A 20612-nucleotide genomic window follows, 5' to 3' on the forward strand; every position below is an offset into this window, starting at 1 on the left:
TCAAGAAGCCCCGTACAACCAAAGTTGTAGGAACCGCCCGGCTACGACTGTGGGTTACCCGCGGCTTCAACCCACCGTTCGACGACGCCGCCCAGAGGCGTCCCTAGCGTGGTTCACCGTGACAGCGGCCGCCCGCACGAGGACCGGGGCGCCGCGTGGACCACTGGCCGACGGAGGCACCTCACCGGGGGCCCGGACAGCGGTCCGGGAAGGAAAGGACCATGCACTTACGTCAGAGCCTGGCGCTGGCGACAGCCACGGCGGCACTGGGAGGCGGCCTCGCGCTCGCACCCGCCGCCCACGCGGCGCCCGCGCACACACCGGCCGCCACCCAGCAGAGCGCGGCCGCTCCCATGGACGCGGCGGCGGCCAAGGGGAGCTGGCACCTGATCTGGGGGCCGCAGAGCCACAAGCCCACGAAGTACTGGGCCACGCCCGACTTCGTACCGCGCAGCGGCACGCTCGGTGTGAACGCGCGCTGCTGGAACGGGGGTGACGGCACCAAGTACAAGATCGACGTCGTACGGACCCAGGGCAAGAAGGTCGTCAAGAAGGGCGGCTGGGGCTACTGCAACGGCGGCTGGATGACTGTGAAGGCCTCGGTGAAGAACGGCTCCTCCTACTACATGCGCATCTACCTGAAGGGCAAGGCGCACACCGTCGAGGCCAAGGCCTACTACTACCGCTGAGAACCGCCACCCGGCCCACGCCCTCCACGTGAGCCCGGTGGCCCTGGTGCGGGCCGGGGATTGCGGCCCCGGCCCGCACCAGCACTTGCAGCCTCGCGAGCACTGGGGCAAGGGCTGCCCCCGGGCACGCATCCCCCGTCACCCGCGATACGTCGAGCCGCTGGGTGGCGGGGCAGGCGCATGGCCGGTCAGGGGCGTGGCGTCCGGGCGGTGAGGGCGCGGAGGAGGATCGTCGCGGCTCGTCCCAGCGGGGCTCCGGGCGGGCTCTCCAGCAGTTTCGGTCCGTGGGATTCCGCTGCGGCGAGGCGGGCGGACTGGAGCCGGACGAGTGCGCGCAGGAACGGCCGGTGCGGGGGCAGGGCGAGGTGTTCCAGGCGCGTGGCGGCTTTCAGGTCGGGGCGGATGCGTGCGGCCTGGTGGCGGACCAGCGTTCGGACCAGGGCGGGATCGGGCCGGTCGAGCAGTCCGTCACGGGTCAGGCCGCAGTCGGCGAGCGCCTCCTCGGAGATGCCGAGCCGGCCGGAGCGCAGGTCCTCGGCGAGGTCTTCGAGGAAGTCGAGCCGCTGGCCGCCGAGGATGAAGGCGCGGCACCCGGCCTCGAAGGCCTCCGTTTCGCCGGGAGGGGTGAGCAGCGAGGCGATGACCATGAAGGCGGGCAGGGCGTACGTGTCGACGTACGCCCGGAAGTCGACCTCGGTGGCGAAGCCCGTCCACCGGGCCTCCAGCTCGCCGCCCAACAGGTAGGCGCCGATGTGCGGGCGCAGGCGCGGGTGGGCCGAGGCGGTGTGGCGCAGGGCCGCGAGCACCGGGTCGAGGTGGGCGGCGTCTTCGGCCCGGTCGTCACAGTCTTGCGCTCCTCGGGGGTGGTGGGGGTTGGGGCCGGGCGTGCCCGTTGCCCCGGCGGGCTACGGCCCCCTCCCCGGTCGCTGTGCAGCGGCGGCCGTTCGCGCCGACGGGATCATCTTGGCACCCCACCCCGGGCGGCCGTCCGTTCCGCGAGAAGGCGAATGACCTGGGAACCGCTCGCTCTCCGCGTTCGGCTAACCTCCCCTAGTCGGCCGGTCGGCCGTTTCGAGACATACGGGGGCAAGGGCCTGTGGTGCGGATACCGGTACGGGGTGCGGTCGCGGCCGCGCTGGCGGCAGTCGTGCTGACGGGGTGCGGCGGGGCGACGGAGTCCTCGGGCAAGCCCCCTGCGCAGGCCTCCCCGGCATCCGGCGCCCCGGCGGCCTCGGGTGCCGGGACCGTCGGGGCCGCCGGATCGGCGTGCCCCCTGCCCGTGGTCTTCACCACCGCCGACCACTGGAAGGCGAAGGCGGTCAAGCTCGACGGCACCGCGCTGGACGCCCTCGCCAAGCAGGGCCCGTTCACCATGGCCTGCGAGATCGACGCCAAGCCCGCCGGGAACATCGGCTTCCTGCGTGCCTGGACCAGCAGCGCCGAGCAAGGCACCCCGCGCGCGGCGCTGGAGGCGTTCGTCGCCGCCGACAAGAACGCGGGGAAGGCGGCGTACACGGAGATCACGGCGGGCTCGCTGCCCGCCGCCGAGGTCGTGTACGAGACGTACAGCAAGCTCCTCGACGAGTCGAAGCAGGAGCACGCCCTGGCCGTCCTCACGCCCGGCGGCGCGGTGGTCCTGCACCTGGGCGGCATGGACACCGACGAGCACAAGGAGATGCTCCCGGCCTACGAACTGGCCAAGAAGAGTCTGCGCGCCAGCTCCCGGTAGGGGTTGCCCGGCACCGGCCAAAACGAACAAGGTTGCATTACTCGCCGGTTACTTCCGCCTCCGTCCCCCTCTCGTCAAGTGTCATCCCCCTGTGTAGCTTTCAGAGTGACGATCTTGCAGCCAGGGAGGGGAGGGGCCGATGGCACAAGACGTGTTCGAGCGGGTCGACGCGCTGGTGGCGCGGTCCGCGGGTCTGCCGCCCCCGCATGTGCGGGCCCGCCTGCGTCAGGCAGGCAGGCTGACGCAGGCCGAGGTCGCGGAGGCGCTGGGGGTGCACCGTGTGCAGGTGGTGCGCTGGGAGGGCGGGAAGGCCGAGCCCCGCCAGCCGCACCGCCTGCTGTACGCCCGCTTGCTGTGCGGGCTGGCCGAGAAGTACCCGGAGGCCGCCTGCCAAGCCGGGGCCGTGCCCGCCGCGCTCGACCCGGCTCCCGACCCGCCCTAGAAACGCCGAAGCGGTCCCCGTCGCCACAACGGAGACCGCTTCCCAGCTGTCGACTCAACGCACTGCAAGCTTCCGAGTCGTGAGCAGCGAGGGTGACCTCCCTGCCGGGTGAAACCTGTGGTGCCCTGGGGCACCGCGCGGTCACCGGTATGCAGGATAAGCGTGCCGCCCCGCGGTATGCCATACCTGCCGTCACCTTGAACGTCTTCGGGGGTGTTTTTCCGCCCCGGCCGCCGTCTCGCTCCCCTCATGGCTTGCCCAACCTTCCGGGGACACGCCCATGCACCGCCCGCTCCGCCCGCAACGCCAGCCCCAACCACCCTGCCGCCGACGTCCGCCCGGCGGCGGCCGATGACCGAGGACGTGGGCAACAGCCGTCTGGAACGGGCGTGGGAGCTGCCCGAAGAGGTCGTCATGACCCGGCTGGTCGTGGAGACCAGCGGTCTGCAACCCGAGGACCTCGGGGTGCTCGCCGCCCTGCTGCTGCGCGACCCCCGGCTTCCCTCGACCCTCGACGCGATCCGCAAGGACCTCCAGGGGACGGGCTGGAAGATGGGCAAGGACCGCTTCGCCGGGGTCGTGGCCCGGCTCAAGAAAGCGGGCCACATCGCCCATCTGCCCGTCTTCGACGAGGACACCCAGCGGCCGACCTGGGTCACCCGGGTCTTTCGCAACCCCGCCAACAACCAGCAGTACGTCGATCTCGGCATCACCGCATCGCTGCACGTCGGCGGCGAAATGCGGGAAACCGGCAGTCCGGGCGCGGAGCGCTCGCGGGGAAGCCGGGAAACCCGCGTTCCGCCTGGCAGGAGCCGAAAGGCCGCGGATCCGGCAGCCGGATCCGCAAGTCGGCAAACCCGCGATCGGGAAACCCGCCTTTCGCCTGCGCAGCGCGCGAATGCGGATCTGCCGCCTTACGCGGATGCTCCCCCCACTCCCCCCAAGGGGGAGGAGGAATCCTCCTCCCTTCCCTCCTCCGTCCCCGCTGCGGCGCCCCAGGCGGCCGGTGAACCGGTCGCGGCCGCCGAGGAGTTCCTCGCCGAGCTGCCGGGGCGCTGGGCGTGCGGGCGCCGGACGGCCGCCGCCCTCGCGTCCCTGCTCGCGGAGTCGGCGGAGCGGCAGGGCTGGACGCTGGGGGAGGAGCTGGTGGACGAGCTGACCAGGCGGGTCCCGGGACGGCGCGATACGGCGGCGGTGCTGCGGGACCGGATCGAGGACCTGCCCCGCTTCCGCGCGCGCCGTCGCGCCGCGGCACCGGAGCCGTACCCCGGCGTGCCGGGGCCCCGGCCGGGGTGGGAGGCCGTCCGGGCCCCGCACCCGGCCGGGGCAGCCCCGGCCGTCGCGGACGTACAGGTGGAGCGGGCCCGTGAGCTGCTGCTGACGTTGACCGGGCCCTGGGTGCTGGGCCCCGAGAGCGCCGCCCGGATCGCCCCGGCCCTCGCGGCCAGGGCCCAGGAGCGTGGCTGGGAACTGGACCAGGCGCTGCGCACCCAGCTGATGTCGAACCCCGACGGGATCAACAACTACGAACTCACCCTGGAGACCGTACGGGTGGGACGGCTGCCCTATCGGCGCCCGGCCACCGCCACCGGCGCCCCGGGCGCGACGGACCCCGCCCGGCCGGGTGCCACGTGGTGCGGGCACCCCGAGTGCGACCCGGTCAGCCGGCTGCGCACGGCGCGGGGTGAGGACGGGTTCCAGCGGTCGGGGCCCTGCCCGGTGTGCCGCGAGGGCCGGGTGAACCCTTGAGCGGGACGGAGCCCACGATGAGCAGCCCCGACGACAGCTCCGGCGGCCCCGGGCCGTTCGCCGTGCCGTACGACAGGGAGGCCGAACAGGCGGTCCTGGGCGCGCTGCTGCTCGCGCCCGGGGCGGTCGAGGCCGTGGTGGCGGTCCTGCGTTCCGGCGCGGACTTCCACGAGCCCGCCCACCAGGAGGTCTACCGGGCCGCGCTGGCCGTGCACGACCGGCCGGGGGTGCGGGCCGACCCGCTCACCGTGGCGGCCGAGCTGGGGCGGCGCGGGTCGCTCGCCCGGGTCGGCGGGGCCGCGTATCTGCACGCCCTGGTGCAGGCGGTGCCGACCGCGGCCAACGCCGGGCACTACGCCGAGAAGGTCGTCGAGACGGCCCGGCGCCGCCAGTTGATCCGGACGCTCACCGCCGGGCTGCAACGGGCGGGCATGGCCGAGGTCGGACCCGAGGACGCGGCCGAGGCCGTACTGGCCGAGCTGCGGGGGCTCGCGGGGGACGGCGGCGAGCGGCGCTCGCTGTGGCTGGGCGACCTCGTACCGCAGTTCGTGGACGAACTGGAGGCGGGCCGCGACCCCGACGCACTCGACACGCCCTGGCCGGACCTGAACGCGGTGGTGGAGCTCAAGCCCGGGCAGCTGATCACGGTCGGCGCCACGACCGGCGGCGGCAAGTCGCTGTTCGCGATGAACCTGGTGGCGCACGTGGGGCTGCGCCGGGGACGCCCGGTGCTGATGGCGTCGCTGGAGATGGGCGGCAAGGAGCTGGTGGCGCGGCTGTTCGCGTCGGAGGCCACGGTCCCCCTGGACCGGCTGGTGCGCCGCCGGGTCGAGGACGCGGACTGGCAGCGGATGGCGGAGGTGACCGGGGAGCTCCAGCGGGCCCCGGTGCTGCTGGACGACACGCCCTCGCTGAGCGTGGCCACCCTGCGCTCCCGGATCCGCTGGATGGCCGCGCAGGGGCGGCCGCCCGCGCTGGTCGTCGTCGACTATCTGCAACTGCTGACCCCCGAGCGCTCCGGGCGCGCCACCACCCGGGCCCAGGAGGTCGGGGAGATCTCGCGCGGACTGAAGCTGCTCGCGGGCGAGTTCGGGGTGCCGGTGGTCGCGCTCGCCCAGTTCAACCGGGGCGCGGTGGGCCGTCGTCCGCTGGTCAGCGACTTCAAGGAGTCCTCGGCGATCGAGCAGGACTCGAACGTGATCGTGCTGCTGCACCGCGAACTCGGCGAGGACGGCGCGGATACGGGACCGAAGGCGGGCACCGTCGAGGCCATCGTCGCCAAGAACCGCAACGGGGCCGCGGGCCGGGTCGTCGAACTCGCCTTCCAGGGGCACTACGGGCGGCTGACCTCCCTCCACGCCTAGCCCTCCACGCCTGGGCCTCCACGCCTGGGCCTCCACGCCTGGGCCTCCACGCTTGAGTGCAGGGGGAGTTGGCCCGTAAAACCGGCTGCGCGACCGGTTCGGGAAGATCATCGAGGTGGTGCGGGTTGGCGTGGGAGCAAGAGCACCAGTACCTCGAAAGAAACGGCTGAACACAGATGAAGATCGCCCTGCTGGGAACCGGCAACGTCGCCAAGGTCCTCGCCCCCAAGCTGGTGTCCCTCGGCCACGAGGTCACGCTGGGCTCGCGTGACGCCGGCGACTCCCCGGTCGCGCCCTGGGCCGAGGAGATCGGCGCGACGGTGGCGGGCATAGCCGAGGCCGCCGCCGCCTCCGAGTTCCTGATCAACACCGCGCCGGGGCTCGCCTCGCTCGACGTGCTCACCGCGGCCGGCGCCGACAACCTGCGCGGCAAGGTCGTCGTCGACGTCTCCAACGCCACCGAGGTCAAGGACGGCGTGCTGTCGGTCGTCACCCAGGAGGACGGCAGCAGCGTCGCCGAGCAGCTCCAGAAGGCCTTCCCCGAGGCCCGTATCGTCAAGACGCTCAACACGATGGCCGGACAGGTCATGGTCGACCCCGGCCGCATCCCCGGCCACCACACCGCGTTCCTCAGCGGTGACGACGCGGCCGCCAAGGCCGAGGTCGCCGCGCTGCTGAAGTCGTTCGGCTGGGGCGAGGCCCAGATCCTCGACATCGGCGACGTGGTCAGCGCCCGCGCGACCGAGGCCGCGCTCCTGCTGTTCGTCCGGCTCTACACCACCTTCCAGAGCCCGGAGTTCAACCTCTCGGTGGCCCGCGCCTGACCCGGCGCCCCCGCCGTGGCCGCGGGCCGGCGCACACCGCCCGCCCGCGGCCGCGTCACCCCTGCTCACAGGGGTAGGGGTGGCCCGCGAAAGCTAAGGGTTGGGCCGCGCGGAAGCCGCCCGTAACGTCGTCGGCGCCGGGTGCCGACACCGAGGGAGAGGTAACTGCCATGGACGCTTTGGCCGAAGCGGTGATCGAGGGGGCCCCGCCGGGCGAGCTGGAGCGTGCCGCGGTGCCGTACGAGTACACCGCCGCGCATCTGCGCAAGGACGAGGTGGAGATCTTCGGCGACGCGGCCGACCGCGATGTGCGCAGGTCCCTGCGCGTCGGTGCGGTGCCGATGCCGGAGCTCGCCCCGGACGAGGTGCTGATCGCCACCATGGCCAGCGCCGTCGACCACCACACGCTGGCGGCCGCGACGTTCGCCCCGCGCCCCTCCTTCGCCGCGCTGGAGGAGCTGGGCCGCGAGGGCGGCTTCGAGCAGCGGCACGACCAGCCCTTCCACGCGGTCGGCTCGGACGCGGCGGGCGTCGTGGTCCGGGTGGGCTCGGCGGTGCGCCGCTGGAACGTGGGGGACCACGTGGTGGTGGCCGGGGCCTGGGTGGACTCCCAGGAGCCCGCCACCCACGCCGACGGCATGCTCAGCGGCGAGCAGCGGATCTGGGGCGCCCAGACCAACTACGGTGGCCTGGGCCACTACTCGCTGGCCCGCGCCGACCAGCTGCTGCCCAAGGCGCCCCACCTGACGTGGGAGGAGGCCGCCTCCAGCACGCTGTGCGCCTCGACCGCGTACCGGATGCTGGTGGGTGAGCGCGGCGCCCGCGTCAAGCAGGGCGACATCGTGCTGATCTGGGGCGCGGCCGGGGGCATCGGCTCCTTCGCCGTGCAGCTGGTGCGCAACGCGGGCGGTATCGCCGTCGGCGTGGTCTCGGGCGCCGACAAGGCGCGCCGGGTGGCGGAGCTCGGCTGCGACGTGGTGATCGACCGCACCGAACTGGGCCTGGACGAGAGCGGACTCGGCGCGGCGGAGCTGGGGCGCAGGCTGGGACGGGTGATCAGGAGCGAGGTCGGGGAGGACCCGCACATCGCGTTCGACGCCACCGGCGAGGCGACGTTCGGGATCTCCGTGTACGTGGTGCGGCGCGGCGGTGTGGTGGTCACCTGCGGTTCCGGCTCCGGGGCCTGGCACACCTTCGACAACCGCTATCTGTGGATGAACCTCAAGCGGGTCATCGGGTCGCACGCCGCCAACTACCAAGAAGCGTGGGAGTGCAACCGGCTCCTGACGCTGGGGCGGCTCTCCCCGGTGCTCTCGCGCACCTACCCGCTGGCCGAGGTCGGCGAGGCCGCCCGGCTCCTCCAGGACAACGCCCACCTGGGCAAGGTCGGGGTGCTGTGCCTGGCACCGCGTGAGGGCCTGGGCGTCACCGACCCCGCGCTGCGCGAGCGCATCGGCGAGGCGAAACTGCGGCCGTTCCACGCCGGGGCCCTGACGGGCTGACAGATACGGGCGGGCGGTTCGGTCGACGAGTACGGGCGGACGCCGTCCGGCGCCGCGCGCGAAGGCGCGGCGCCGGACAGGGACCGTTCGAGGGCGGGCTCTCAGGCGGTGCCCCGCAGATGCGGGGAGACCCGGCTCTGCAGATCGCTGCGGCCGCCCACCTGGAGCTTGCGGTAGACCCGGGTCAGGTGCTGCTCGACCGTGCTGACCGTGATGAACAGACGGTCGGCGATCTCCCGGTTGGTGTAGCCGCGCGCGGCCTGCTCGGCGACCCGCAGCTCGGCCTCGCTCAGGACGCTCTGGAGGGTGTCCTTGGTCGCCGGGGGCGTGCCCGCGCCGGTGCGGGCGGTGCTGAACTCGGGCAGCAGCGCGGCCCGTACCCGGGCCTCGGCTCCGCACTGGGCCGCGATCTGCCAGACGCGGCGGGCGGTGAAGCGCGCCCGGTGCGAGTCGCCGAGCTCCACGTACACCCGGTTGAGGTCGATCAGGGCCGCCAGCAGCTCGACCGGCAGCTCGTCCGTGTCGAGCACCTCGGCGGCCTTGCGCAGGAGGTCCACCGCCTCACGCGGCTTGACGGTGCCCGCGCGCAGCCGCAGCAGCGTGCCGCGCACCCGCGGGTGCGCGGCGCCCGGCCGTGCCTCCTGGCAGTCCAGGAGCTCGGCGGCGCGTTCGAGCTGCCCGAGTCCGAGCAGCGCCTCGGCCACGCCCAGGCGCCAGGGGACCACGGCCGCGATGTCCATGTCCCAGCTCTCCATCAGCCCGCCGCACGCCATGAAGTCCCGCAGCGCCGGCAGATAGCGCCCCTCGGCCAGGTGATGGTGGCCGCGCGCCTCCAGATAGTGCAGGTGGTAGCGGGTCTTGGGGGCGTCCTCGGGGCGCGGGAAGGCCAGCCAGTCGGCGGCCGTGCTCAGATGGCCCATGGCGGTGGCGGCGGAGATGAGGGACGCCAGCGGCAGTTCGATCTGGGGTCCCCACGCCCGGGGGCTCATCAGCCGCAGCGCCTCCTGGGCGCGGTGGGAGGCCTCCGGCAAGTCGCCGCGGCGCCGGGCCACCTCGGCCAGGACGGTGGCCTGCACGGCGTGCCAGGTACGGAAGCCCGGCTCGGCGTCCTGGAAGAAGAGAGTGGTCCAGTGCTGGGCCCGGTCGAGCTCATGGGCGTACACCAGCACGCACACGGCGCTGCCGCGCGGACCGCGCCAGTAGTCCGGCGACTGGTCGCCGTACAGCAGGTCCTCGGCGAGCCGCGCGGCCGCCGCGTGGTCGCCGTCGCGCAGGTGCTCCCACATCACCGCCTCGTCGGGCAGCGGGGCGGCCGGTTCCAGGCCGGGCGCGGGGGGTGCGGTGCGCTGCTCCCACCGCACCACCGCCGAGTCGGGGTGGGTGCTGCGCAGCGACTGGGCGGTGGTGTGCAGCGCCCGGCGCACCTCCGGGGCGTGCTCGCGCGAGGAGATGGTGCTCAGGATCGCGGCGCTCTCCTCCTCCCGGCCGTGCCAGGTCAGGGCGCGGGCCAGGATGACCGCGTCCAGGTCCGGCAGCTGGCCGCGGTCGAACGCGCTGAGCAGGGCCGCGAAGTGGGGCATGGCACGGGCCGGGTTGGTCAGCCACTCGACGCGGACCTTGGCGGCGGTGATCAGCGCGCGCTCCTCGTCGTCGCGGCTCTCGCGCAGCGCCAGGTCCAGATACTGCAGGGCCAGGCCCGACTCCCGCCGGTCCAGGGCCTCCTCCGCGGCCCGGCGCAGCAGGGAGACGTGCCAGGGGCGGTCGAGGCGGTCGGCGGCGGCCAGATGCTGGGCGATCGCGAGCGGGCAGGCGCCCTCGCCGTGCAGCAGCTCGGCGGCGCGCAGCCGCACCGTGGACGTGTCGGCCAGATCCAGATCGTGCATGACGGCCGCCGCTGCCGCCGGGTGGCGCAGCTGTCCGTCCTCGCGCAACAGCCCGGCCTCGCGCAGCGATTCGGTGAAGTGGTCGACCACCCGGCGGGGCAGGGACGTCAGCTCGGACCTGAGCTCGGGAGTGCCGTAGCGGCCCAGCAGGACGTGGGCGCGGGCCACCTCCAGACCGGCCACCCCGCTGTGGTGCAGACAGGCCAGCACCGCCATGGCGGAGGCCTCGCCCGGGTCCAGGGCCTCCTTGAGGGGGTCCTGATGGTTGCTCAGGTGCTCTTCGAGCAGGGCCCGGACCACCAGCGGGTTGCCGCCGGCCACCGCGTGGGCGGCGGGGGCCAGGCGCTGGGCGGCGGCCTCGCCGAGCCGCTCGGCCAGGACCGCGGCGACCCCGCGCACCGACAGCAGCGGCAGCTGGATCTGGCGGTGGTGCGGCTCGCGCAGCAGCTCGGCGTGGAAGAGCGGAATGGTCTGCTGCGAGTACTCGCCGGCGACCAGTACCAGCATCACCGGGGCGCTGCGCGAGTGGCGGACCAGGTAGAGCAGACCGCTCAGGGAGTCGGCGTCGGTGAGGTGGACGTCGTCGGCGATCAGGAGGAGCGGCCTGCGGGAGGCCGAGCGCAGCAGGTCGTGGCAGACGGAGAGCATCAGCTGCGGCGAGAGCGTCTCGCCGGAGGAGGTGAGCCGGGCGCGCAGTTCGTCGGCCGACGGGCAGGACTCCAGGATCTGCCCGAAGATGCCGAGCCCCGGCCCCACCTCACCCGGGGAGGCGTGGGTGCGCACCACCCGTACCCCCCGCTCGGCGGCGAGCGCGGCGAACTGGTGGGTGAGTTCGGTCTTTCCCGAGCCGACCGGGCCGGTGACGGTGACGACCTGCCCGCGCCCGCCCAGTACATCGCCGAGGGCGTTTTCCAGCAGGGCCAGCTGTTCCGCGCGTTCGGGGAATACCATCCTTTGCCCTTTTGCCTGACCTCTGCTGCCGCGTTGCGCCACTGCTCCCTGTCCGAGCGGATTGCCTGATGTCCGCGAAGTGACGGATCCGGTATTTCGCGGTGCGTCCGGGGCGCTCTCGGAGCGCCCTCCTGCAAAGGTCATGCGTCCCCCGTGCTGTGGTGGCCTGTTATGGCCGTCGTGTTGCTATCCGTGATTCTAGTGAGACGGCGAACTCAGTGGCGACTCCATAAGGGTGTGATCCCGGCCGTGTCCGCGGCGTAGAGGAGGGGGTAATTCCGGTTGCACTACGCCTAGTAATCGGTCGGTTTCACCAATTGGCCGGTATTGGAGGGTGCTGTTGAACAGTGAACCTAGCGAGGCGCACCCCCTAGCGGTCAACCCCTATGGCCGGTTCGACCTGCGCTGATGGGTTTTCGGCGGACCCGTCGCCCGGTCCCCGGCCGGTCCCCGGCGGGCCGGGTCCCAGGTGGGGGCGGCCACCCCTATCCCGTAATGCCGGGGTAACAGGAGATAGGGGAGCGAGGGTAAGGGTTGGCCTATGGCGGGAGTGGACGTAGCGTTTTGTCTCGTCCGAATTGGCTGCCCGATCGCAGTTCGACCCACTCTTCGCCCATCGCTTATCAACGGCCGGGTAATTGTTAACGGCAGGTAAATTCGGAGAACGTCCACAGTATTTGTGTCGAGGGTCACTGCGGCCGTATTCGGCACCGGAAAGCGGCGTGCCGGAAACCGGGTGTGCGACCGGTTTTCGGCACGCTTCTCATACGGCCCCGCGACGTGCGGGGCCGACGGCGGATCCCAGGGCGAAACGGGGAGGAAAACCCCGAAGAGCGACCTGTGGAAGCCCCGAGGAACGTCTGAGCAAGCCTGAAAGGAAGGCGAGGGTACGGCCATGACCGACGAACCCCGTTTCGACAGCGGCGCGCAGGACCAGCCGGCCCCGGTGGAGCCTGTCGCCGTCGTCGGGCTGGCCTGCCGTCTGCCCGGCGCACCCGACCCGGCCGCCTTCTGGCAGCTGCTCGTCAGCGGCGCCGACGCCGTCACCGACGTGCCGCCCGGCCGCCCCGGGCTCGCGCCCCGGCCCGAGGGCGCCCGGCCGCTGCGGGCCGGGTTCCTCGACGGCCCCGACCGCTTCGACGCGGAGTTCTTCGGCATCTCGCCGCGCGAGGCCGCCGACATGGACCCCCAGCAGCGGCTCGCCCTGGAACTGGCCTGGGAGGCCCTGGAGGACGCCGGCATCCTGCCCGCCTCCCTCAAGGACACCGCCACCGGCGTCTACCTCGGCGCGATCTGGGACGACTACGCCAAGCTCGCCCACCAGCGGGGCGCCGACGCGGTCAACGGCCGCACCCTGGCGGGCCTGAGCCGCGGTGTCATCGCCAACCGCGTCAGCTACGCGCTGGGCCTGCAGGGTCCCAGCATCGTCGTCGACACCGCCCAGTCCTCCTCGCTCGTCGCCATCCAGCTGGCCTGCGAGAGCCTGCGCGCCGGCCAGAGCGACCTGGTCCTGGCGGGCGGCGTCAGCCTCAACCTCCTCTCCGAGGGCTTCACCGCGGCCGAGCGCTTCGGTGCCCTCTCGCCGACCGGCCGGGCGTCCGTCTTCGACGCCCGCGCCGACGGCTACGTACGCGGCGAGGGCGGCGGTGTCGTCGTGCTCAAAACACTCCGTCAAGCCCTCGCCGACGCCGACACCGTGTACTGCGTGATCCGGGGCGGCGCCGTCAACAACGACGGCGGCGGTGACACCCTCACCGCGCCCCGCGAGAGCGCACAGCGAGACGTCCTGCGAAGGGCCTACGAAAACGCGGGAGTGGACCCCGCGCAGGTGCGTTTCGTGGAGCTGCACGGCACGGGAACCCCCGTCGGCGATCCCATAGAGGCGTCCGCGCTGGGCGCGGTCATCGGCCGCGCCCAGCCGGACGCCTCGCCCCTCCTGGTCGGCTCCGTCAAGACCAACATCGGGCACCTCGAAGGCGCCGCGGGCGTCGCCGGGTTCCTCAAGGCCGCCCTCAGCCTGCGCGAGTCCACCCTGCCGCCCAGCCTGAACTACGAGAGCCCCAACCCGGCGATCGACCTGGACGCGCTCGGCCTGCGGGTCGCCGCCGACGCCGTCGACCTCACCGAGGGCGGCGACGGCCCGGTGTACGCGGGGGTGAGCTCCTTCGGCATGGGCGGCACCAACTGCCACCTCGTGCTCAGTGACACCACCGGGCTTCCCGTCCCCGAGACCGCCCCGGCCGCCGCCGCCCCCGTCGGCCCGCACCCCGTCCTGCTCTCCGGCCACGTCGAGGGCGCGCTGCACGACCAGGCGCGGCGCCTGCGCGCCCACCTCGCCGGGCGGCCCGGCGACACCGTGGCCGACCTGGCCCGCACCACGGCGCTCAGCCGCACCCACCACCGGCACCGGGCCGTGCTGCTCGCCGACGGCCGCGACGCCCTCGCCGACGCCCTCGGCGACCTCGCCGAACGCCGCACCTCCGCACGCGTCGTACGGGCCGCCGCCGCACCGGGCGCGCCCGGCCTCGCCTTCCTCTTCACCGGCCAGGGCAGCCAGCGGCCCGGCATGGGCGCCGCCCTGCACGCCGCCCACCCCGTCTTCGCCGACGCCTTCGACGCCGCCTGCCGCGAGCTGGACACCCACCTCGACCGGTCGGTGCGCGAGCTGGTCCTCGCGGGCCCCGAGGCGCCCGACGCCGCCTTGCTCGACCAGACCGTCCACACCCAGGCCGCGCTGTTCGCGTACGAGAGCGCCCTGTACCGGCTGTTGCGGCACTGGGGCATCACCCCCGACGCCCTGCTCGGCCACTCGATCGGCGAGCTCACCGCCGCGCACGCCGCCGGTGTCCTGTCCCTGGCCGACGCTGCCGCCCTGGTCGCCGCGCGCGGCCGGCTGATGCAGGCCCTGCCCGAGGGCGGCGCCATGGTCTCCGTCCAGGCCTCGGAGGCCGAACTTGCCCCGGAGCTGGCCGGGTTCACCGGGCGCGTGGAGATCGCCGCGCTCAACGGCCCCGCCGCCACCGTCCTGGCCGGGGACGAGGACGCCGTCCTGGCCCTCGCCGGGACGTGGCGGGCGCGCGGCCGCAAGACCAAGCGCCTGCGGGTCAGCCACGCCTTCCACTCGCCGCACATGGAGGGCATGCTCGACGCCTTCCGCGAGGTCGCGCGCGGCCTGACCTACCACCGCCCCGAGCTGCCGGTCGTCTCCAACCTCACCGGCCGCGCGGTCACCCCCGACGAACTGCTCGACCCGGAGCACTGGGTGCGCCACGCCCGCGAGGGCGTGCGCTTCCTCGACGGCGTGCGCGCCCTGGAGGAGCGGGGCGTCACCGTGCACCTCGAAGTCGGCCCGGACGCGGTGCTCGCCACCATGGGCCGCGACTGCGTGGGCGCCGACGCGGTGTTCCTGCCCACCGCCCGCGCCGGACGCCCCGAGCCGGACACCCTCGCGGCGGCGGTCGCGCATCTGCATGTACGCGGGGTGCCCGTCGACTGGGAGCGGTTCCTGGAGGGTACGGGCGGACAGCGCGTCCCCCTGCCCACCTACGCCTTCCAGCGCGAGAGCCACTGGCTCGGCGCGGGCACCGGTGCGCCTGCTGCGGCCCCGGGCGCCGTCCCCGCCGCTCCCACCGCGGACCGGGCCCCGGCCGCCGCCGAGCCCGCTGCCACCACGCCCGCCGACGCCCTGCGCGAGCGGCTCGCCGCCCTGCCCGCCGCGGAGCGCGAGCGCGCGCTGGCCGACCTCGTGCTGACCCAGGTGGCCGCGGTGCTCGGCCACGGCACGGCCGAACGCGTCGAGCGGGACCGTACGTTCAAGGACCTCGGCTTCGACTCGCTGGCCGCCGTCGAGCTCCGCGACCTGCTCACCGAGGCCGCCGGAGTCGCCCTGCCCTCCACCCTCGTCTTCGACCACCCCACCCCCGACGCCCTGATCCGCCACCTCGGCGAGGACGCCCTCGCCGACGTGGCCGCGGCCCGGCCCGGCCGGGAGCGGGACGACGAGCCGATCGCCATCGTGGGCATGGCCTGCCGCCTTCCGGGCGGCGTCGACTCCCCCCAGGCCCTGTGGGAGCTCGTCGCCGAGGGCCGCGACGTCATCGGCGGCTTCCCGACGGACCGTGGCTGGGATGTGGAGGGCATCTACAACCCGGACCGGTCGGTTGCGGGTACGTCGTATACGCGTCAGGGCGGGTTCCTGCACGAGGCGGCGGAGTTCGACGCGGAGTTCTTCGGGATCTCGCCGCGCGAGGCCCTGGCGATGGACCCGCAGCAGCGGCTGCTGCTTGAGACCTCCTGGGAGGCGATCGAGCGGGCCGGGATCGACCCGGCCGCCCTGCGCGGCTCCAACACCGGCGTCTACGCGGGCACCTTCATGTTCCCCGACCGCACCGCCCCGGGCGGCGGCCCCGACCCGCTGGAGGGCCAGCACATGACCGGCGGCGCCAGCAGCGTGCTGTCGGGCCGTGTGTCGTACACCTTCGGTTTCGAGGGTCCGGCGGTGACGGTCGACACGGCCTGTTCGTCGTCGCTGGTGGCGCTGCACTTGGCGGTGCAGGCGCTGCGGCGTGGTGAGTGCGATGTGGCGCTGGCCGGTGGTGTGACCGTCATGTCGACTCCCGGCACCTTCGTGGAGTTCTCCCGCCAGGGTGGTCTGTCCGAGGACGGGCGCTGCCGCTCGTTCTCGGCGGACGCCGACGGGACCGGCTGGGCCGAAGGCGCGGGTGTGCTGCTCGTGGAGCGGTTGTCGGACGCTGAGCGCCTGGGCCACGACATCCTCGCGGTGGTACGCGGCACGGCGGTGAACCAGGACGGTGCCTCCAACGGCCTGACCGCCCCCAACGGGCCCTCCCAGCAGCGCGTCATCAAGGCCGCGCTCGCCGACGCCCGGCTCAGCCCCGCCGACGTCGACGCCGTCGAGGCCCACGGCACCGGCACCCGCCTCGGCGACCCCATCGAGGCCCATGCGCTGCTGGCCACGTACGGGCAGGGCCGCGACGGCCGGGACCCGCTGTGGCTGGGGTCGCTCAAGTCCAACCTCGGCCACACCCAGGCCGCAGCCGGTGTCAGCGGCATCATCAAGATGGTCATGGCGATGCGTCACGGTGTGCTGCCGTCGACGCTGCACGCGCAGGACCGTTCCCCGTACATCGACTGGGAGGCGGGCGCCGTCGAGCTGCTGGCCGAGGCGCGCGACTGGCCGCGGACCGGACGGCCGCGCCGCGCCGGTGTCTCCTCCTTCGGCATCAGTGGCACCAACGCCCATGTGGTTCTGGAGAGTGCGGTGGAGACCCAGGCGGAGGACATGGCCGAGGCCGACGCCTCGGGTGCCGTGCCGGTCGTGGTGTCGGCGCGCAGCCCCGAGGCGCTGCGCGGACAGGCCGCCCGGCTGGGCGAGTTCCTGGCCGAGCGCCCCGCTCTCGGACCGGTGGAGGTCGGCTATTCGCTGGCCACGACCCGGGCGGCGCTGGAGCACCGGGCCGTGGTGACCGCCGCCGACCGCGAGGAGCTGCTGTCGGGGCTCGCCGCGCTCGCCGCCGGTGAGGAGAGCGGCCGGGTCGTGACGGGCCGCGTCACCGCGTCGGGCGGTGGGCTCGCGGTGCTGTTCACCGGGCAGGGCAGCCAGCGCCCCGGAATGGGACGCGAGCTCTACGCCACGCACCCCGCCTTCCGTAACGCGCTCGACGAGACCCTGGCCCTGCTCGACGCCGAACTCGCCGCCGAGCTGGCCGAGGTCGACGCCGCCTCCCTGCGCGACCTCATGTTCGCCGAACCCGAAACCCCCCACGCCCAGGCCCTGGACCAGACGGTCTTCACACAGACCACCCTGTTCGCCCTGGAAACCGCCCTCTACCGCCAGACCACCGCCTGGGGCCTCAACCCCACCCACCTCGCCGGACACTCCGTCGGCGAAGTCGTCGCCGCCCACGCCGCAGGCGTCCTCACCCTCCCCGACGCCACCACCCTCATCACCGCCCGCGCCCGCCTCATGAACAACCTCCCCACCGGCGGCACCATGATCTCCATCCGCGCCACCGAGGAACAGGTCACCGACGCCCTCGCCGCCACCGGCACCGGTGACACCGTGGCGATCGCGGCCGTGAACACCCTCACCGCCGTCGTCATCTCCGGCGCCGAGGCGGACGCCCTCAAGGCCGCCGCCCACCTGGAGGAACTGGGCGTCAAGACCCGACGGCTCAACGTCAGCCACGCCTTCCACTCGCCCCTCATGGACCCGATGCTCGACGACTTCGAGAAGGTCCTCGACACCCTCACCTTCCACACCCCCCACACCCCCGTCGTCTCCAACCTCACCGGCGAACTCGCCACCGGCGACGACCTGTCCACCCCCCACTACTGGCTCCGCCACATCCGCGAAGCCGTCCGCTTCCACGACACCCTCACCACCCTCCACACCCAGGGCACCCGCACCTTCCTGGAACTCGGCCCCCACCCCGTCCTCACCGCCCTCGGCGCCGAGTCGCTCGCCGACGCGGACGACGACGTGCTGCTGGTCCCGGCGCTCCGCCGCGACGCGGCCGAACCGGCCTCCCTGTGGCGCGCGGTGGCCGCGCTGCACACCCGCGGCCTCTCGCCGCAGTGGCCCGCCGTCTTCGCCGGGCGCGGCGCGCGGAAGGTCGAACTGCCCACGTACGCCTTCCAGCACAAGCGGTACTGGTACCTCCCGGCAGCCCCCCAGGCGGCCGACGCCGCCGGGCTCGGGCTGGGCGCGACCGGGCATCCGCTGCTCGGCGCCGCCGTGCCGCTCGCCGGGCGCGACGGCGCCCTGCTCACCGGGCGGCTGTCCATGGCCGCCCAGCCGTGGCTGGCCGACCACGCGGTCCTGGGCACCGTCCTGTTCCCCGGCACCGGACTGGTCGAACTCGCGATCCGCGCGGGGGACCAGGTCGGCAGCGGTGTCCTTGAGGAGCTGATGCTGGAGGCGCCGCTCGTGCTGCCCGCGACCGGCGGCGTCCAGCTCCAGGTCGTCGTCGAGGAGGAGGACGAGTCGGGCCGCCGGTCCGTCGCCGTCCACTCCCGGGCCGAGGACGGCGACGAGGGCGAGTGGACGCGCCACGCGGCGGGTGTGCTCGCCCCCGCGCCCGCCGCCGACGCGGTACCCGCCGCGGCCGCCGCACTGGGCGGCGACTGGCCGCCGCAGGGCGCGCAGGCCGTCGACCTGGCGGGCCGGTACGAGGCGCTGGCGGACCAGGGCTTCGAGTACGGCCCCGTGTTCCAGGGCCTCAAGGCCGTCTGGCGGCGCGGTGACGAGGTCTTCGCCGAAGTCGCCCTCGACGACGCACAGGGCGAACAGGCCGCACGGTACGGTCTGCATCCCGCGCTGCTCGACGCCGCCCTGCACGCCATCGAGCTCGGCGCCCTCCCCGCCACCCCCGACGAGACCCACCTCCCCTTCGCCTTCACCGGCATCCACCTCCACGCCACCGGCGCCTCCGCCGCCCGCGTCCGGCTCACCGCGACCGCGTCCGACGCGGTCTCCATCGATGTGGCCGACGCGGCGGGCAACCCCGTCGCGACCGTCGAGGCCCTGCACCGCCGACCCGTCTCCCGGGCCCGGCTGCGGGCCGCCCGCGCCGCCGAGGACGGGCTGTTCCGGGTGGACTGGCGTGCCCTTGAGCCGTCCGTACGGGCCGGTGCCGAGCAGCGCTGGACGGTTCTGGGTACGGCGCCCGAGGGCCTGGACGCGAACGCGGCCGACCGCCTGGCCGCCGTCGAGGCGGCGCCGGACGTCCTGCTGCTGCCGCTCACGGCCGCCCCGGGCGGCGACGTGGTCGACGCGGTCCACGAGACGACGCGCCGGGTACTTGCCTCGGTGCAGGACTGGCTGGCACAGGAACGCTTCGAGGGCGGCCGCCTGGTCGTCGCCACCTCGGGGGCGGTCGCCGCGCTGGACGGCGACGAGGTCACCGACCTGCCGTCGGCCGCCGTATGGGGCCTGCTGCGCTCGGCCCAGACCGAGAACCCGGACCGGATCGTCCTCGCCGATGTGGACGGGACCCGCGAGTCCTGGGCGGCGCTCGCCGGCGCGGTCGCCTCGGGCGAGCCCCAACTCGCGGTACGGGGCGGGGCGGCGCTGGTGCCGCGGCTCGCACGGGCCGAGGCCGCAACCGAGGAGAGGGATCCCGGGGCGCGGTTCGGCGACGGCACCGTGCTGGTGACCGGCGCCACCGGAGCGCTCGGCGGCCTCTTCGTCCGCCACCTGGTCACCGCGTACGGCGTACGCGATCTGCTGCTCGTCAGCCGCCGGGGCGCGGACGCCGCCGGGGCCGGTGAACTCGCGGCGGAACTGGCCGGACTGGGCGCCCGCGCCGAGTTCGCGGCCTGCGACACCGCCGACGGGGCCGCCGTGGCGGCGGTCCTCGCCCGGGTGCCCGCCGACCGGTCGGTCAGCGGGGTCGTCCACATCGCCGGCGTCCTGGACGACGCGACCTTCGGGGCGCTCACCCCGGACAGCCTCGACCTGGTGCTGCGGCCCAAGGCCGACGCCGCCTGGCATCTGCACGAGGCCACCGCCCACCTGGACCTCAAGGCGTTCGTCCTGTTCTCCTCGATCCAGGGCTGGGTCGGCGGCGCCGGACAGGCCAACTACGCGGCGGGCAACGCCTTCCTGGACGCGCTCGCCGCCCACCGCCGCGCCCAGGGCCTCACGGCCACCGCGCTCGCCTGGGGCCCCTGGGCCCAGGGCGGCATGGCCGCCCAGCTCGGCGCCGCCGACCAGGCACGCTTCGCCCGGGCCGGGATGAGCGCGATCGAGCCCGAGCGGGGCCTTGCCCTGTTCGACACCGCGCTCGCCCTGGAGGCGCCCGCGCTGGCGCCCGTCCTGTACGACACGAAGGTGCTGCGCGCCCGGGGCGCCGAACTCCCGCACCTGCTGCGCGGCCTGGTCCGCGTCCCGGTACGGCGGGCGGCGGCCGCGGCGGGCGGCGCGGACGCCACCGCGCCCGGCCGGAGCCTCGCCGAACGCCTGGCGCCGCTGGCGGCGGCGGAGCGGGAGAAGGCCGTGCTCGACCTGGTCCGCACCGAGCTCGCGGCCGCGCTCGACTATGACTCCGCCGACGGCGTCGACGCCGTCAAGGGGTTCAAGGACCTGGGCCTGGACTCGCTGACCGCCGTCGAACTGCGCAACCGGCTCGGCAAGGCGACCGGCCTGCGGCTGCCCGCCACCGTCGTCTTCAACTTCCCCACCCCGGCAGGACTGGCCGGGCACCTGGCCGCCGAGCTGTTCCCCGCCCAGGACGAGGAGGCGGACGGGCCCGACCCGGCCGCCTCCGCGCCGCACAGCGAGGCGGAGGCCGTCGAGCCGGACCTCATCGACGCCATGGACGTCGAGGAGCTGATCCGTATGGCGCGCGAGGGCATCGAGCCCTGAGAGCCCTGCTGTGAACTCCCGCCTGCGCCCCGATCGCACGCACCGACCGCCGCTGCGCCCGCCCTCCGGGCGGACGGCGGGGGTTCAAAGA

The 20612-nt window shown here is 74.1% G+C and carries 9 protein-coding genes and 1 pseudogene; 8 read left to right on the forward strand and 2 right to left on the reverse strand.

Annotated features, from left to right (window positions below; genetic code table 11):
* The first annotated feature begins 221 nt into the window (after positions 1–221).
* Entirely contained in the window at positions 222–689 is a 468-nt protein-coding gene (locus BX283_RS39445) for a hypothetical protein (RefSeq protein WP_101392999.1), read from the forward strand.
* A 188-nt stretch (positions 690–877) separates the two neighbouring features.
* On the opposite strand, the pseudogene BX283_RS39450 reads toward BX283_RS39445, so the two are convergent.
* Positions 878–1510: pseudogene (locus BX283_RS39450) on the reverse strand (squalene/phytoene synthase family protein); the annotation flags it as partial.
* Between the two features lie 278 nt (positions 1511–1788).
* On the opposite strand from BX283_RS39450, the gene BX283_RS39455 reads away from it, so the two are divergent.
* The 6 genes from BX283_RS39455 to ccrA all read left to right on the forward strand — a co-directional run bounded on the left by BX283_RS39455 (position 1789) and on the right by ccrA (position 8299).
* The gene (locus BX283_RS39455; RefSeq protein ID WP_101393054.1) at positions 1789–2418 is read left to right on the forward strand and encodes a lipoprotein; all 630 of its coding nucleotides are present in this window, start codon (positions 1789–1791) and stop codon (positions 2416–2418) included.
* A gap of 139 nt (positions 2419–2557) precedes the next feature.
* On the forward strand, positions 2558–2860 hold the full coding sequence (locus tag BX283_RS39460; RefSeq protein WP_101393001.1) for a helix-turn-helix domain-containing protein: 303 nt from the start codon (positions 2558–2560) through the stop codon (positions 2858–2860).
* Positions 2861–3211: 351 nt separating this feature from the next.
* Entirely contained in the window at positions 3212–4609 is a 1398-nt protein-coding gene (locus BX283_RS39465; RefSeq protein ID WP_101393002.1) for a hypothetical protein, read from the forward strand.
* A gap of 17 nt (positions 4610–4626) precedes the next feature.
* A complete protein-coding gene (locus BX283_RS39470; protein WP_101393003.1) occupies positions 4627–5973 on the forward strand; it encodes a replicative DNA helicase in 1347 nt (448 codons plus the stop codon).
* 176 nt (positions 5974–6149) lie between these two features.
* Positions 6150–6797: an NADPH-dependent F420 reductase gene (locus tag BX283_RS39475; RefSeq protein WP_101393004.1), complete on the forward strand. Its 648-nt coding sequence runs from the start codon at positions 6150–6152 to the stop codon at positions 6795–6797.
* A 170-nt stretch (positions 6798–6967) separates the two neighbouring features.
* Positions 6968–8299: a crotonyl-CoA carboxylase/reductase gene (gene ccrA / locus BX283_RS39480; RefSeq protein ID WP_101393005.1), complete on the forward strand. Its 1332-nt coding sequence runs from the start codon at positions 6968–6970 to the stop codon at positions 8297–8299.
* A gap of 101 nt (positions 8300–8400) precedes the next feature.
* Here ccrA and BX283_RS39485 read toward each other — a convergent pair whose 3' ends face one another.
* Positions 8401–11133 carry an AAA family ATPase gene (locus tag BX283_RS39485; RefSeq protein WP_180357523.1) on the reverse strand — a complete coding sequence of 911 codons (2733 nt, stop codon included), beginning with the start codon at positions 11131–11133 and terminating at the stop codon, positions 8401–8403.
* An 895-nt stretch (positions 11134–12028) separates the two neighbouring features.
* Between BX283_RS39485 and BX283_RS40975 the strand changes: the two genes are divergently transcribed.
* Complete coding sequence (locus BX283_RS40975; RefSeq protein ID WP_180357524.1) at positions 12029–20521, forward strand: type I polyketide synthase; 8493 nt, start codon at positions 12029–12031, stop codon at positions 20519–20521.
* The last annotated feature ends 91 nt before the right edge of the window (positions 20522–20612 follow it).

The organism is Streptomyces sp. TLI_146, from assembly GCF_002846415.1.
Taxonomy (GTDB): domain Bacteria; phylum Actinomycetota; class Actinomycetes; order Streptomycetales; family Streptomycetaceae; genus Streptomyces.